Source organism: Actinoplanes flavus (assembly GCF_017592555.1).
Lineage (GTDB): Bacteria > Actinomycetota > Actinomycetes > Mycobacteriales > Micromonosporaceae > Actinoplanes > Actinoplanes flavus.
The window spans coordinates 273382-288600 of the sequence record NZ_JAGFNS010000008.1 but is presented as its reverse complement, the minus strand read 5'-3'; the positions used below and the strand labels follow the sequence as shown (position 1 = coordinate 288600).

At 73.3% G+C, this 15219-nt stretch carries 13 protein-coding genes; 7 read left to right on the top strand and 6 right to left on the bottom strand.

Annotated elements, in window-relative coordinates; genetic code table 11:
- Positions 1-6 precede the first annotated feature (6 nt).
- Entirely contained in the window at positions 7-660 is a 654-nt protein-coding gene (locus J5X75_RS14880) for a GAP family protein (RefSeq protein WP_238487958.1), read from the bottom strand.
- Positions 661-770: 110 nt separating this feature from the next.
- Here J5X75_RS14880 and J5X75_RS14875 point away from each other — a divergent pair, with 110 nt between their 5' ends.
- The 4 genes from J5X75_RS14875 (at position 771) to purU (ending at position 5042) form a co-directional block, all read left to right on the top strand.
- The gene (locus J5X75_RS14875; RefSeq protein WP_208467950.1) at positions 771-1874 is read left to right on the top strand and encodes a sensor histidine kinase; all 1104 of its coding nucleotides are present in this window, start codon (positions 771-773) and stop codon (positions 1872-1874) included.
- Positions 1871-2509: a response regulator gene (locus tag J5X75_RS14870; RefSeq protein WP_208467949.1), complete on the top strand. Its 639-nt coding sequence runs from the start codon at positions 1871-1873 to the stop codon at positions 2507-2509. Before J5X75_RS14875 ends, J5X75_RS14870 begins: the two co-directional genes overlap by 4 nt.
- Positions 2510-2742: 233 nt before the next feature.
- Positions 2743-3921 carry an RCC1 domain-containing protein gene (locus J5X75_RS14865; protein WP_208467948.1) on the top strand — a complete coding sequence of 393 codons (1179 nt, stop codon included), beginning with the start codon at positions 2743-2745 and terminating at the stop codon, positions 3919-3921.
- Between the two features lie 203 nt (positions 3922-4124).
- The gene (gene purU, locus J5X75_RS14860; protein ID WP_208467947.1) at positions 4125-5042 is read left to right on the top strand and encodes a formyltetrahydrofolate deformylase; all 918 of its coding nucleotides are present in this window, start codon (positions 4125-4127) and stop codon (positions 5040-5042) included.
- 4 nt (positions 5043-5046) lie between these two features.
- Here purU and J5X75_RS14855 read toward each other — a convergent pair whose 3' ends face one another.
- The 3 genes from J5X75_RS14855 to J5X75_RS14845 all read right to left on the bottom strand — a co-directional run bounded on the left by J5X75_RS14855 (position 5047) and on the right by J5X75_RS14845 (position 7654).
- Positions 5047-6030 carry an Hsp70 family protein gene (locus J5X75_RS14855; protein WP_208467946.1) on the bottom strand — a complete coding sequence of 328 codons (984 nt, stop codon included), beginning with the start codon at positions 6028-6030 and terminating at the stop codon, positions 5047-5049.
- A gap of 85 nt (positions 6031-6115) precedes the next feature.
- Positions 6116-7249, bottom strand: a complete 1134-nt coding sequence (locus J5X75_RS14850) for a MalY/PatB family protein (protein WP_208467945.1) — start codon at positions 7247-7249, stop codon at positions 6116-6118.
- A gap of 9 nt (positions 7250-7258) precedes the next feature.
- Positions 7259-7654 (bottom strand): hypothetical protein, encoded by a 396-nt coding sequence (locus J5X75_RS14845; RefSeq protein WP_208468021.1) that lies wholly within the window; start codon positions 7652-7654, stop codon positions 7259-7261.
- A 32-nt stretch (positions 7655-7686) separates the two neighbouring features.
- On the opposite strand from J5X75_RS14845, the gene J5X75_RS45965 reads away from it, so the two are divergent.
- Positions 7687-8346 carry a DUF4190 domain-containing protein gene (locus J5X75_RS45965; RefSeq protein WP_208467944.1) on the top strand — a complete coding sequence of 220 codons (660 nt, stop codon included), beginning with the start codon at positions 7687-7689 and terminating at the stop codon, positions 8344-8346.
- A 55-nt stretch (positions 8347-8401) separates the two neighbouring features.
- On the opposite strand, the gene J5X75_RS14835 is transcribed toward J5X75_RS45965, so the two are convergent.
- The gene (locus J5X75_RS14835) at positions 8402-11434 is read right to left on the bottom strand and encodes a WD40 repeat domain-containing serine/threonine protein kinase (protein ID WP_307798085.1); all 3033 of its coding nucleotides are present in this window, start codon (positions 11432-11434) and stop codon (positions 8402-8404) included.
- A 73-nt stretch (positions 11435-11507) separates the two neighbouring features.
- Between J5X75_RS14835 and J5X75_RS14830 the strand changes: the two genes are divergently transcribed.
- Positions 11508-11954 carry an NUDIX domain-containing protein gene (locus tag J5X75_RS14830; protein ID WP_208467943.1) on the top strand — a complete coding sequence of 149 codons (447 nt, stop codon included), beginning with the start codon at positions 11508-11510 and terminating at the stop codon, positions 11952-11954.
- A gap of 101 nt (positions 11955-12055) precedes the next feature.
- Here the strand turns inward: J5X75_RS14830 and J5X75_RS14825 are convergent, their stop codons facing one another.
- Positions 12056-13999: an APC family permease gene (locus J5X75_RS14825; RefSeq protein WP_208468019.1), complete on the bottom strand. Its 1944-nt coding sequence runs from the start codon at positions 13997-13999 to the stop codon at positions 12056-12058.
- A gap of 272 nt (positions 14000-14271) precedes the next feature.
- On the opposite strand from J5X75_RS14825, the gene J5X75_RS14820 reads away from it, so the two are divergent.
- On the top strand, positions 14272-15198 hold the full coding sequence (locus J5X75_RS14820; protein WP_307798084.1) for a serine hydrolase: 927 nt from the start codon (positions 14272-14274) through the stop codon (positions 15196-15198).
- Positions 15199-15219: the final 21 nt, after the last annotated feature.

Genomic DNA, 15219 nt, shown 5'->3' with positions numbered 1-15219 from the left:
GGGATGTCAGCCGATCAGATGCAGGCCGGCGGCCGCGTACCGGGCCAGCAGGAAACCCACGATCCCGACCACCCAGCCCATCATGTCGCTGCGGGCCAGCCACTCACTGAACCTGGTCAGCACCGGCAGCAGCCGTTTGCCGGTGGCCAGGCGCACACCCAGCAGCGCCACCGCCGGGGTGATCATCACGAGGCAGTAGCCGGCCATCGTCAGGGTGATCTGCGCGGCGTTCATCGACGACGCGGTGATCAGGCCGATCGCCGCGATGTACGGCAGCATCGTCGTCACCTCGGCGGCGGCCGCCGCCAGCGCCAGCCCGGCCAGCGGCAGCAGGCTGCCCTCCAACGGCGGCGTGGGCAGCGGCTTCTTCCGGCCGTCCATCCGGAAGCTGTAGAAGAACATGCCGACACCGATCGCCAGCAGCGCCCACAGCACCGGCCGGCTGTCCAGCAGCCGGGTCAGCTGCGGCACGAACCGGTCGGCGCCCAGCGCCGCCGCCACCCCGATGCCGAAGTAGAACAGCGCCACCGTGCCCAGGAAGAACAGGACCCGGCTGGCGCGCACCGGTCCCGGCTGGATCAGGAACCAGATCGGGATCAGCAGGGTGCCGAAGCTGGTCGAGTCGATGAGAGCGAGCACGACCAATGACGCGAGATCCATGTCCGCCACTCTCGGACAGCGGGCCGGGCGCGCGCGTCGGCCGAAGGATGTACGACCATCGGACCCCGCCGTGGTGGGATGGGACGGTGCGGGAACGGTGGCGTACGGACATGCGGTTCCAGGACCGTGTCACCGCGGTGTCCACCTTCGCGGCCGGTGTGCTGCTGAACCTGGTCGGCCTCACCGGCCTGTGGCGGAGCCCGACCGACCTCCCCCCGGCGTGGCATCACGTCACCCTGTTCGCCGGCTGCCTCGTCATGCTCGGCAAACGCCGCCACCCGATGCTCGCCCTCGGCGCGGGCACCGTGATCCTGGGTGCGGACGCGCTGCTCGGCGGGAGTGTCGCGGTCATCCTGGTGCTGTTCGACCTGCTGTTCTCGGCCGGGCTGTTCGCCTCCGACCGGGCCCGTAACGCCCTCACCACCGTCGTGTTCGTGATCACCGGCACGGCGACCGTCGTGGGTGGGCTCGCCGCCGGGGAGTTCCGGGTCGCCGTGTTCATCTGCTTCCAGCTGGTGACGCTGCTGCTCGTACCACTGTGGTGGGCCGGCAACATCCGCCAGCAGCGGCGGCTCGGGGAACTCGCGGCCCGCGAGGCGGTCGTCGCCGAACGGGCCGCCATGGCCCGCGACCTGCACGACGTCATCGCGGCCCACCTCACCACCACGGCCATGCACTCCGGGGCGGCGCTGGCCCGCCCGCCCGACACCGACCGGGACCGGGCCGCGCTCCAGGCGGTCCGGACCAGCAGCCTGGCCGCCCTCGAGGAGATGCGGTCGATGATCCTGCTGCTGCGCGCCGACGACCCGGCGCCCCGCGACCCGGCCCTGCCCGGCGGGCTCGACCGGCTGCCCGACCTGGTCGCCGCCGCGGGCCCGCACGTCGAGACCCGCATCGCGGACCTCCCGCGGGTGCCGGCGGTGGTGGCGCAGACCGTCTACCGGATCGTCGGGGAGGCGCTCACCAACGCCGGGAAACACGCCCCCGGATCGCCGGTGACCCTCGACGTGCGGCCCGACGGCGACCGGCTGACGGTCACCATCACCAACACGCTGACCGGTACGAACGGTGTCGATCACCACGCGCTGACGGCCGGCACCGGGCTCGTCTCGATCCGCGAGCGGGCCGCCCTGCTCGGCGGCGACCTGACCGCCGCCCGCGACGGCGACCGCTGGCGGGTCCGGGCCACCCTGCCACTGCGAGGAGAGACATGATCCGGGTCCTGCTGGCCGACGATCACGCCGCCGTACGGGCCGGCATGCGGCTCATGCTGGAGGCGGCCGCCGACATCGAGATCGTCGGGGAGGCCGCCGACGGGGCGGTGGCCGTCCGGCAGGCGTCCGCGCTGCGGCCCGACGTGGTGCTCATGGACATCCGCATGCCCGGCACCGACGGTATCCACGCCACCCGCGAGATCACCGCCGCCGGGCACGCCGACGTGCTCGTCCTCACCACGTTCGACCTCGACGACTACCTGTTCGGCGCGCTCCGGGCCGGGGCCGCCGGGTTCCTCCTCAAGTCCGTCGAACCGGCCACCCTGATCGACGCCGTCCGCCGCGTCGCCGCCGGTGACGGCATCCTCGCGCCGGAGGTGACCCGCCGGCTGCTCAGCGCCTTCGCCGGGACCCCGGCGCCGAACGCCGCCCCGGCCGCCGTCGACCACCTGACCGGCCGGGAACGCGACGTGCTGGCCGCCCTCGGGCGCGGCCTGTCCAACGCCGACCTCGCCGCCGAGCTCGCCATCACCGAGGCCACCGCCAAGACGCACGTCTCCCGCGTCCTGGCGAAACTCGGGTGCACGTCGCGGGTCCAGGCCGCGATCCTCGCCAAGGAGGCCGGAATAGCCTGAGCGCATGAGGATCGTCGTCGCCGGGCTGGGCGGGACCATCGCGATGTCCGGGCATCGCGACGGCCGCCTTCGGTCACGCGTAGCAGTTCCGCTCGTCGTGTTCGAGGCCCCACTCGGCGACCCGGTTCGCGATCGGAGGGCACGGGTCGACAACGGCGGAATCCGGTACCCACACAGGTGGAAGTTTTCCGGGCGCCGGTCCGCCGGCCGCGGGTCGTGATCGGGTCGATGCTGTGCTGACGACGACGATGGCCCTGATCGGGATCCTGACGATGCTGACGGCGGGACCGGCGACCGGCCCGGGACCGGAGGATCCCGCCGCCCGGCTGGCCGCCGGCAACGCCCACACGTGCGTGGTGGACGGCGCGGGAAGGGCGTTCTGCTGGGGCTACAACTACGAGGGTCAGCTGGGGCACAGCGGCACCGCGAACCGGTCCCGCCCGATCGCCGTGCGGGCGCCCGCCGGGATCCTCTTCACCCAGATCACCGCCGGTGACGGGCACACGTGCGCGCTGGCCCGCGGTGCGCGGGCCTACTGCTGGGGTGACGGCCGGCTCGGTCAGCTGGGCGACGGCGGCACCGCGGACCGGCGGGTCCCGGCGGCGGTGAAGGGACCGGTGCTCGTCGCGCTCACCGCCGGCGACGACCACACCTGCGGGCTGGGCGCCGATGGCCGGGCCTACTGCTGGGGTGAGGGTGAGTACGGCCAGCTGGGCGACGGGGGACTCGGTCGGCGGCCGGTGCCCGGGGTGGTGCCGGGGCCGCTCCGGTTCCGGCAGCTCAGCGCCGGTGGTGGGCACACCTGTGGGGTGGCCGCCGACGGCCGGGCCTACTGCTGGGGCAACGGCGTCTACGGCCAGCTCGGCGACGGCGGCGTGGTGAACCGGTCGCGGCCGGTGGCGGTGCTGACTCCCGCCGGGGTGCGCCTGAGCGGGGTCGCCGCCGGCCGCTTTCACACGTGCGCGCTGGGCAGCGACGCCCGGACCTACTGCTGGGGCCAGGGCACCTCGGGTGAACTCGGCGACGGCGGGACGGCCAACCGGGCCCGGCCGGTGCCGGTGAAGTCCCCCGCCCGGGTGAGGTTCACCCGGCTCGCCGCCGGCAGCGGGCACACCTGCGCGCTGGGCAGCGACTCCCGGACCTACTGCTGGGGCCAGGGCGGTTCCGGTGAACTGGGCTACGGCGGCCGGGCGAACCGGGCGGTGCCGGTCGCGGTGCGGACCCCGGCCGGGGCCGTCTTCACCCAGCTCACCGCGGGGGAGAGCCACACGTGCGGGCTGGTCGGCGGCCTCCGCGTCTACTGCTGGGGCGAGGGCCTGGCCGGCCGGCTGGGTGACGGCACCAACGCGTACCGGAAGGTGCCGGTGGCGGTGACCACCCCGGACAGCCCGGCGGCCGCGCGGCGGCCGTGACCCGGCAGCGCCCGGTGCGAACAGGCGGAACGGCCACGTTTCGCCGGGGACGGGCATGCCCGTACCGAAAAGGGGGTCTGGCGGGTGACCCTCGCCTCCTGACGCCCCCCGGATGGGATAGGGGTCGGCAAGATCGGGATAGGTTTCTAGACTTCGGTGGCCGTGGCCGCCGGCCCGACGACCCTGAGGAAGGACGCCTCGACGTGACGTTGACCCAGCACGCTCCCGCGCCGCACCCGCACCCGCGGGCGGAGCTGCCGCAGACCGCCGACCAGGCCGTGCTGATCGTGCACGGGCGGGACAGGACCGGCATCGTGGCGGCGATCAGCGCGGTGCTCGGGCGGCACGGGGCGAACATCGTCTCGCTGGACCAGTACTCGGACAATCCGCACGGTGGGGCGTTCTTCCAGCGGACCGTCTTCGGGCGCGCCGACCTCAAGGCGGCTCTCCCGGCGATCGAGGCGGACCTGCGCGCCGAGCTGTCCGGCGGGTTCGAGCTGGAGTACACGCTGCGGGACCTGTCGGCGCCGAAGCGGGTGGCGATCTTCGCCTCCAAGACCGACCACTGCCTGCTCGACCTGCTGTGGCGGCACCGGCGCGGCGAACTGCCGATCAACATCGCGATGGTGATCTCGAACCACGCGCACTCGGCCGACGAGGTCCGCTCGTTCGGCATCCCGTTCTTCCACGTGCCGTCGCAGGGCGCGGACAAGTCGGCCGCCGAGGCGCAGCACCTCCAGCTGCTGACCGGCAACGTCGACTTCATCGTGCTGGCCCGCTACATGCAGATCCTGTCCGCCGACTTCATCGAGCGGGTCGGCGTGCCGATCATCAACATCCACCACAGCTTCCTGCCGGCGTTCATCGGCGCCGACCCCTACGCGAAGGCCAAGCACCGCGGCGTCAAGCTGGTCGGGGCGACCGCGCACTACGTGACCGAGGACCTGGACGAGGGCCCGATCATCGAGCAGGACGTGGTCCGGGTGAACCACGCGCACACCGTCGCCGAGCTGCGCCGCCGGGGTGCCGACGTGGAACGCGACGTGCTGTCGCGGGCGGTGCTGTGGCACGCCGAGGACCGGGTCATCCGGCACGGCAACCACACCATCGTCTTCCAGTAGCCGGTCACCGCCGCCACCAGGGGCGGCGCGGCGCCCGGGCGGCGCCACGGACGGCGGCGTGCGGGTCGGTGACGATGATCGGCACGGGCAGGCCGGCCCCGCGCAGCCCGGTCGCCAGCCCGGTCTCCTCGCCGGCCAGCACCACGGCGCCGACCTCGGCCGGGGTGACCTCGGCGTCGGCCAGCACCTGCTTGATCACCTCGGGCAGCCGGTCGACGTGGGCGGCGGCCGCGATGGCCAGGTCGTCGCGGGTCAGCACGAGCGCCTGATGCGGCTCGGGCAGCAGCATCGGCGCGCGTGGCTGCACGGCCAGCCGGGCCCGGGTCTGCTCGATCTCGCGGGTGAGCCGCCAGTCGTCGGGGTCGGCCTCGAAGCCGGCGCGGACCGCGGCGATCCGCAGCAGCGCCTCGTCGACGGCCGGGGCGCCCGGGGCGCGGACCGGGGCGGCGGCCAGCTGCCGGTAGCCGTCGTCGCCCCGGGCCAGCACGGACAGCTCCGGCCAGGCCGTGCCGGTGAGGGCGACCAGCACGACCCGGGTGCCGGCCAGGGCGGCGAGGGCGGCGCCCGCGGTGGTCACCCGGGGCCGGGGCAGGCATGCCGCGGACGCGGCCCGGGACAGTCGATGCAGGGCCGGCTGGCCCCAGGCCTGGGCGGTGACCACGGTGAGGGCGGTGATCCGGCCGGCGGCGTGGTCGGCGACGTGGGCCAGGACCGCGGCCACGGCGGTCACCGGGTCGAAATTCGGGTCCGAGGTGCCGCCGTGCCGCAGCAGCGTCATCGGGTCGGGCCGGTAGCCGTCCGGATGGTAGGTGCCGGCGGTCAGCGCCGCCGTGCCGGCCGTGAACTCCCCGCCGTCCTGGAAGACGCCGCTGGGGGAGCGGCCGCGACCGTCGACGACCAGTGGCTGGATCGTGCCGGCCGACTCGGACACCGCGGTGATCCACCAGGCGCCGATGTCGACGACGAGGTGAAGATCTGTCGCGGCCATGCCGGGAAGTGTCCCAAATAGACTGACCTTTCACGGCTCCGATCCGGATTTTTCCCCAGATGCTGAGAGATCGACTCTTTGGTCACTACTCGGCAATAGTTTGTTCACTTATGAACTTTGTGAGCCGCCGGAGGATCTCCTCCAGCACCGGGCGTGACGTCGCGAAGTTCAGCCGGGCGAAGCCCTCGCCGCCCGGCCCGAAATCCGGCCCCGGACTGAGCATCACCCCCGCCTCGGCGCGGATCCGGGCGGCCGGATCCGGGCCCCGGTCCCGCAGGTCCAGCCAGGACAGGTAGGTGCCCTCCGGCTCGGCCACCCGGCCGGGCAGGGCGTCCATCACCATCCGCCGGTTGCGCTCCAGCAGGGCCCGCACCCGCGCCAGCCACGGATCGCCGTGCTCCCAGGCGGCCAGCGTGCCCAGCAGCCCCAGGGTGCCGGGCTGGCCCAGCAGCATCGGCGGCAGCGCGTCCAGCCCCCGGCGGACCCCCGGCGCCGCCACGTCGGCGACCGCGCAGCGCAGCCCGGCCAGGTTGAACGCCTTGCTCGCCGAGGTGAGGGTGACCGTCCGGTCCGGCGCGAACGGGGCGAACGTCAGGAAACGGTGCGGCTCGTACGTCAGATCGGCGTGGATCTCGTCGGCGATCACCAGCAGATCGTGCCGCTCGGCCAGCCCGGCGACCGCGGCCAGCTCGTCGCGGGTGAACACGCGGCCGGTCGGGTTCTGCGGGTTCACCAGGATCAGCGTGCGGCAGCGGTGGGCGCGCAGGTCGGCGTCCAGGCGGTCGACGTCGAACGTGCGGTCGCCGCGCATCGGGACCGGCAGCAGACGGCGGCCCATCCGCTCGATCGTCTCCAGGAACGGCGGATAGCTCGGCGTGTGGATGGCCACCGCGTCACCGGGGTCGGTCGCCACGTACAGGACCGCCTGCAACGCCTGGATCACCTCGGTGAACAGGCGGACCCCGGCCGGGTCGGGCGTGTGGCCGTAGAGCCGGGCGGTGCGGGCGACGTAGGCGCCGACCAGCGGATTGTCCCGTGGATCCGGCTCCCAGACCGGATAGCCGAGGTCGGTGCGGGCCGCCTCGACGATCACGTCCCGCACCGGATCCGGGATCGGGAAGTCCATGTCGGCGATCCACGCCGGGATCGCGCCCCCGGCGTGCGCCCACTTGATGCCGGGCCGCCGCGACAGGGTGGGAACATCGATGTCGTCCAGCATCGAACCAGACTAAACGGTCGTACGGCGACGCGCGTCGAACCACAACCCGAGACCGGTGGCGACCGCGCCGACCGCCTCCCACGCCGCCACGCCGAAGAACGCCCGCGGCGCCGCCTCGGTCACCACCAGACCGGTGAACACCGTGAAGGTGAGCAACCGGAACGGCACCGTGAACGTGAAGAACGGCCGCCACTCGGTCGCCGTCGCCACCAGGTAGTAGACGCCCATGTTCAGCGACGCCATCGACGAGGCCGTCGCGAAGGTGCGGCCCGCGCCGTCCAGGTCGCCGAAGCCGGCGCCGGCCGCCACCGTCTCCGGCGAGATCAGCCCGACCACACCGAAGAAGACGGCCATCACGCCGAAGACGGCGATCGTCCACCCCGCGACCGAGCGCGGCAGCAAGATCCGAAACATATCGAGGACTGTAGAGTGCCCGGGTGCATCCACAGAGTCCGCCCACCTTTCCTGCCGCCCCGATCCGACCGGAGTGGAACGGCAAGACCAACGGTTTCTCCATCGCCGCGCTCGCCCTGTCGCTCATCGGCTGCGCCGGGATCTTCACCATCGTCTTCGGCATCGTCGGCCTCAAGCAGAGCCGCCGCAACGGCGACAAGCGAGGCAAGGTCTTCGCCATCATCGCGCTGAGCATCACCGGGGCGTGGCTGCTCGTCTTCGCCGTCGCCATCGGTGTCGCCGTCGCCCGCGACATCGCCGACGGGCCCGACCGGGACGCGGCCGGCGTCATCCGCGGCGAACGCTCCATCTCGCTCAGCGACCTGCGCGCCGGCGACTGCGTCAAGGACCTCGACGACCAGACCGGCACCTCCATCGACGTGCTGCCCTGCGCCTCGCCGCACAGCAGCGAGGTGGTCGCCGTCTACGACCTGCCGGCCACCGGCGTCACCGACCCGGAAGCCGCCGCCGAGGCCGGATGCGAGAAGGCGTACGAGAAGTACACCGGTCAGAAGGCGCCGGAGGACGCGAAGGTCTTCCTCTTCACCGCCCGGATGGCCGAACTCGGCACGACGAACGACCCGACCGTGCTGTGCTTCGCCCACCAGCTCACCGGCACCGTCACCGGCTCGCTCAAGCGCTGACCCCGCGCGTGACGATCACCCCGGCCCGGTCCGGGGTGATCGTCCGGCGCCGGTGTCAGCAGGCCGGTTCATACGGCAGGGACGGCACGTGCGCCGGCCACTCGGCGGGATCGAGGCCGCTCGCCCGGGCGCAGGCGGCGGCCAGTGGGTCGGCGAGCACCGCCCGCAGCCCGGCGAGGTCGAAGATCTGGATCCCGTCCACGTCGGCGGCCACCAGCTGCGGCCGCACCGGGCTGAACGCCGACCCGGTGTGCGCGCCCGGCAGCACCGCCACCGGCAGCGGATCCTCCCCGTCCGGCAGCGCCCACAGTTCGGTTCCGCTGCCGCTGGTCAGGGCCAGCAGCGACCGGTCCGCGCTCAGCGACAACGTGGTGACCACGGTGCCCGGGATGCGGTCGCGCGGGGCGGACCGCATCACCGGCACGCCGTTGCGTGACGACCAGGTCAGCACGTCCCGATGCACCCCGACGACCAGCCCGTCACGGGCGGTGACCTGGAGGAAGCCGCCCTGCCCGCCGAGCGACGCCGCCCGCCGCGGGCTGGTCGGGTCGGTCAGGTCCCAGATGGTCAGCGCCGACTCGGTGCCGCCGTTGTCGTCGGCCACGACCAGCGCCCCGGTACCCGGATCGAACGCCGCCACCGCGTTCTGTGAGGCGGGAACGGCCCCGAGGATCTCCGGACCCGGCCGCACCCGGTAGATCAGCACCCGCGATCCCCGGTCCAGCACCGCGGCCAGCCCGCGCTCCGGATCGAGGTCGAGCACCGGGAGCGTCCCGTCCAGCAGCACCCGCGGCTCGTCCCCGGACAGGTCGATCACCGCCCCGCCGGTCAGGACCAGCGTCCCGTCGCGCCCGAGCCGCAGCCGGGACGCCCCGCGCACCGCGAGCGGCGTCCGTGCCCGCGCCGGGTGAGCCGGATCCCGTACGTCCAGAAAGGTGGTCCGCGCCGCCGTGGACACCGCCACCAGCCCGTCCGCCGCCACCGCGACCTGCCGGAGCCGGTCCACCTCGCCGGGCAGCCCGGCCAGCCGCGGCGGCGTGAGCGGGTCCAGCCGCCACAGCGCCGCCGACGGGCGGGCCCCCTCCCAGCCGGCGGTCAGCACCCGGCTGCCGTCCGGCGTGAAGTCGATCGACGACACCCAGCCGCCGTCACGGCGCAGCAGCCGGATCGGCACCGCCTGCCCCGGCCGGGCCACACTCCACAGGGCGACGGTGCGTTCCCCGTTCCCGACCGCGAGCACCGTCCCGGTGCGGTCGAACGCCACCGCGGTGGGCGGCCCGTCCTCCTCCCCGACCGCACCCCGGTAGCGGGGCCGCGCCGGATCGCTCACGTCGTAGAACCGGATCCCGTCGGTGACGGTCGCCACCGCCAGGGTCCGGCCGTCCGGGCTGAACGCCAGGTGCAGCACCGCGTTCGCGTCCTCGATCACCGCGATCTGCCGGGCCGGCCCGTCCGGCGGCGTCGCCCACACGGTCAGCAGTTCCCCGGCCGCGACCGCCGCGAGAACCCGGCCGTCCGGGCGGAGCCGCGCCCCGCCCCGGGTGACCGCGCCCGCGTCCATCCGCCACACCGCCCGCGGCCGTGCCGGCTCCCGCACATCCCACAGCTCGATCCGATCGGAAACGGTCAGCAGCCGTTGACCGTCCCCACTGAACTGCACGCTGTCCCAGGCGCCGCCCGGAATCTCGGATCGCACCCTCGCTGCCGCGACATCCCAGATCCGCAGCCGCCCACCGGCCGTGGCCAGCAGTTTCCCGTCCGGGCTGAACGACAGATCGGTGGTCTCCCCGCCGTCGGCCGGCAGTGACGCGGCCGGGGTGAACCGGTGATCGGCGACCGTCCACAGGTCGACCCGGTCGGCGCCGCCGGTCGCGACCATCGCCCCGTCCGGCCGGTACTCCACCGTGTAGACCGCCGATCCGGCGCCCAGCTCACCGTCGTACCCGGTGGCCAGAACCCGGGTGACCGCGGCCCGGCCGCGCGCCGACGGGCTGATCGCCTCGGCGCTGACCGCGAGCCGCACGGCCAATCCCGGATCGGTGTCCAGCACCTCCGCCGACCGGTTCAGCAGATCCCGTTGCACCAGCGCCCGGTCCTGCCGTTCGGCCCGCTCGTAGGAACGGGCCAGCGCCATCCCGGACCCGGCCACCAGCGCGGTGACCAGGCCGGCCGCCAGCGACCAGGCGATCCACCGGCGCGCCGGGCGGCCGGCGGCCTGCGCGGCCAGGGCCACCTTCCGTAGCTCCGGCGTCATGTCCGGCCCCGGCCGGCCGGCGGTCAGCAGCGCGTCCAGCAGCTCGTGGGCGGCGGGCCGGTGCTCCGGATCCTTGGCGAGCGCCCGTTCGGCCAGGTGCCGCAGCGGACCGGTCAGTCCGTCCAGATCCGGTGGCTGGGTCAGGATCCGGCCGATGGTGGCCAGCGGCGAGTCGCCGTCGAAGGGGGTCCGGCCGGTGGCCGCGTACCCGACCAGCACGCCCCACGCCCACACGTCCGCGGCCGGACCGACCCGTCCGCGATCACCGGTGTCCAGGCATTCCGGCGCCAGATAGCCGATCGTCCCGATCACCTGATCGGGGCCGGTCAGATCGGCGCTCAGGTCGGCGCCCCGGGCGATCCCGAAGTCGATCACCTTGGGCAGCCCGACGGCGAGCAGCACGTTCGCCGGTTTCAGGTCCCGGTGCACCACGCCCGCGCCGTGGATGGCGACCAGCGCGGTGGCCACGCCGACGGCCACCGCGTACAGGTCGCCGGCGGTCAGCGCGCCGCGGTCCCGGACCACCTCGGCCAGGCTCGGCCCGTCCACGAACTCGACCACCAGATAGGGCGGATCGTGTTCCAGATCCGAGTGCAACACCGCGGCGGTGCAGAACGGCGGCACCTGCCGGGCCCGTTTCACCTCGCTGCGGAACCGGGCCAGGAACCGCGGATCCGCCGACACCTCGGGCCGCACCACCTTGACGGCCACCTGCCGCCCGTCCGCATCCCGTCCCAGATAGACGGTCCCCATGCCGCCCGACCCGAGCCGCCCGAGCAGCTCGACGTCACCGAGCCGGGCCGGGTCGCCGGCCACCAGCGGGGTCACCGGCACGCGTCTGCCCTCATGCCAGAAGTCTCGGCAGCCGCCGCCCGTCCCGTCAACGCCGGCCACCTAACCTGGACCGATGGCCGCCTCGCCGTTGCACCCGGTCGACGTACTGCTGATTCTCGCCGACGGCGACCGCGTTCTGCTGGGGCTGCGCGCCGGCACCGGTTTCGCCGACGGCCAGTGGAACCTGCCCAGCGGCAAGATGGAACACGGCGAGAGCGCCCTGACCGCGGTGCGCCGGGAGGCCGCCGAGGAGATCGGCCTGCGGCTCACCCCCGGCGAATTGCGCCTGGTCACCACCGTCCACCATCGGACCCCGTCCGGGCACGCCCGTGTCGGCCTGGCCTTCGCGGTCACGTTCACGCCCGGACGCCACGGCCGCCCGGTCAACGCCGAACCCCACAAATGCGCGCGCATCGCCTGGTTCCGCTGGGACGCCCTCCCACCCGAGACCTACCCCTATTCCGCGGCCTGCGTCGAGGCCTGGCGCTCGGCGGCGCCGCTGCGGCTCAGCGGTTGGTGACGAACCCCGATCGGGTACGCGCTCCGCGTACCCGATCGGGTATGTCCGCGAGCCGGTGCCGGGTCCGGACCGTGCCGCGCCCGCCGGGCGTGAGTGGGTGGTCAGGATCCGACGTGGATCCCGGGGCGGCGGGACTGGTCGGACTCGTGTTTGCGGATGATCTCCCGGACGACGGGGGCGGTGTCGCCGCGGCCGAGCAGGAAGTAGCGGACCATGTGCACCAGCGGGGAGCCCTCGGCCCAGGAGAAGTAGCAGTGCGGGCGTACGCCGGTGGCGTCGCGCAGCGCGAGCAGGATGGCCGCGATGGCGTTCGGCCCGGCCGGGGCGTCGGCGCGCAGTACCCGGTACCCGTCGACGGTGACCCCGTGCACGGTGAGGGTGTCGCTGAACTCGGACGGGTCCACGACGTCGATCTCGAGGAACAGGATGTCGGCCGTGCCCGGGACCGGGTTGTCGCCGCGCTGTTCGCGTTCCTTGAACCGGTATTCGGCGGCGTCGCCGGTCTGGCGGCGGTTGGCGATCAGGTTGAGGGCGCCGTCGTGGGCGAGCGAGTCGGTGACGAACCGGCGAGCCGCCTCGTCGAATTGGATGCGGTCCACCCGCAGTTCGGTGGTGCGGCTGACCCGGGAGACCAGCGAGACGGTGATGATGCCGGCGATGAACATGCCGGAGATGGCGATGCCGTCCGGCTTCTCGATCATGTTGGCGGTCAGGGCGTACGCCAGGATGGCGGTGAGCAGCCCGAAGCCGATGGCGGCCGGGCGGCGGTGCTGGCGGATCGCCCAGACGGCGACGGCGAAGGCGCCGGAGACCATCATCGCCAGGATGCCGGTGGCGTAGGCGCCGGCCTGGGCGTTGACGTCGGCGCCGAAGGCGATGGTGAGGACGACGCTGATGGTGGTGTAGACGAGCACCACCGGGCGCACCGCGCGGCCCCACTCCGGCGCCATGCCGTAGCCGGGCAGGTAGCGCGGCACGATGTTGACCAGTCCGGCCATCGCGGAGGCCCCGGCGAACCACAGGATCAGGATGGTGCTGATGTCGTAGGCGGTGCCGACCGCTTCGCCGAGATAGGCGTGGGCCAGCCAGGCCAGGGCGCGCCCGTCGGCTTCGCCGCCGGGCCGGAACTCCTCGGCCGGGATGAGCACGGTGGTGACCAGGCTGGCGGCGAGCAGGTAGACGCTCATGACCAGTGCGGCGGTGGTGAGCAGCTTGCGGCTGTTACGGATGCGGTTCGCCAGGCGCTGCTTCTCGTCGGCGCCGTCGGCGGCGACCAGCGGCATCATGCTCACGCCCGTCTCGAAACCGGACAGGCCCAGAACGAGCAGCGGAAACGCCAGGACGGCCGGTTCCAGGAGCCCGAAGCCGCCGCTCAGATCGGTCAGCGCGGACGTCCACCGCGACCAGGCGTCGGGGTGGCCGACCATCTCGGCCAGGCCGGCCCCGATGGTCAGCGCGTTCAGCAGGAGGAAGACGGCGACGAGTGGGATCGCGACGCCGACGGCCTCGCTGAAGCCGAGCAGGAAGACGAAGCCGAGCAGCAGGAGCAGCACGACGGTCAGGCCGACCTCGTGGCCGTGCAGGAACTCCGGAAAGAACGGGTTCTCCATCACGTGCACGCTGGCGTCCGCCGCCGACAGGGTGATCGTGATGATCCAGGACGTGGCGACGAAGCCGAGCAGCACCAGCACGAACAGCTTGCCCCGCCAGAACGGCAACAGCTTCTCCAGCATCGCCACCGAGCCGGCGCCGTGCGGGCTCTCACTCGCCACCCGCCGGTACATCGGCAGCACCCCGAACAGCGTCAGCGCGACGATCAGCAGGGTGGCCAGCGGGGAGACCACACCGGCGGCCGCCACGGCGATGGCCGGCACGTAGGCGAGGCTGGAGAAGTAGTCCACGCCGGTCAGGCACATCACCTTCCACCAGGCGTGCTGCTCGCCGTGCGTGGCCTCGGCGGCCGGCCCGACCGGCTGGACCCGGTGCCGCAGCAGCCAGCCCGCCACCCCGTGCGCCGGCGGAGCGGAACGGGCCGGGGACTCCATGACGGCGGGTACGGCGTGCGCGGGTTCGGCCGGCGCGGGGGCGCTCTCCTGGTTCACCGGGACAGCGTACGAACGCCGGGCACGCCGGTGGTGCCCGCGGCGGGTGGTGGCGGTCACTGGTGCGGCGTCGTACGCCGTACCCGTGCCCGGACCGGTGAATTCCTACCAGCAGGCCGGGTGGGTCGATAGAGTGTCCGCCCATGGGATCAGGGCACGTGACCCCGGCCCGGTCCGGCCGTGACCGGGCGGGCCTGCCGGTGGGAGGCTGAGCCGTGGCGCGGACCGGGACGATGATGCTCGGGGTGGCGGTCGCCGCGGCCCTCGGTGGCGGCGGCCTTATCGTGGCGCGGATGAACAGTGGGGGAGCACCTGCCACCGCGCTGACCGCCGGCGGCGCCGCCCTCGCGGCCGCCGTGGCCCCGCCGGTGTCGGCTCCGGCCGGTCCGAGCGCCGCCGACCTGGCGGCCGCCGACCGGGCGAAACAGGTCGAGCAGTTGGACGCGGCGCTGAGGAAGCTGGCCGGCGGCACCCCCGACTTCTCGGTGGCGGTGCTGGACCGCAGGACCGGGCAGTCCTACCACTACCGGGGCAAGGTCCGGTTCGACACGGCCAGCATCGTGAAGGTGCAGATCCTCACCTGCATGCTGCTCCGGGCGCAGGACGCCGGCCGTAGGCCCACGTCGGCGGAGATGGCGCTGGCCAAGCCGATGATCCGGCGCAGCGACAACGACGCCACGACGAGGCTGTACAACAGGCTCGGCGGCCGGACCGCGGTCACCAGGTGCAACAAGCGGCTCGGTCTGACCGGCACGGTTGTGAACAGCCGGTGGGGTCTCACCCGGACCACCGCGGCCGACCAGGTGCGGCTGCTCGCCGAACTGGCCGATACCAGGGGGCCGCTCAGCGCGTCGTCGCGCAAGACCGCGTTCACCCTGATGAACACCGTCGACAAGGCACAGGACTGGGGTGTCCCGGCGGTCGCCCGCAAGGGTGAGATCTTCACGGTCAAGAACGGCTGGGACACCCGGTCGGCCGACGGCGGCCTGTGGGCGGTCAACACGATCGGCCGGATCACCGCGAAGAACGGCGCCGTCGACGTGTCGGTCGCCGTCCTGTCGCACAACAACAGGACGATGGCCGCGGGCGTCACCCTGGTCGAGAAGATCGCCAAGCTGACCCGGACCCATCTCCGGTACTGAAGTGTCGTACCCGGCTGAGAG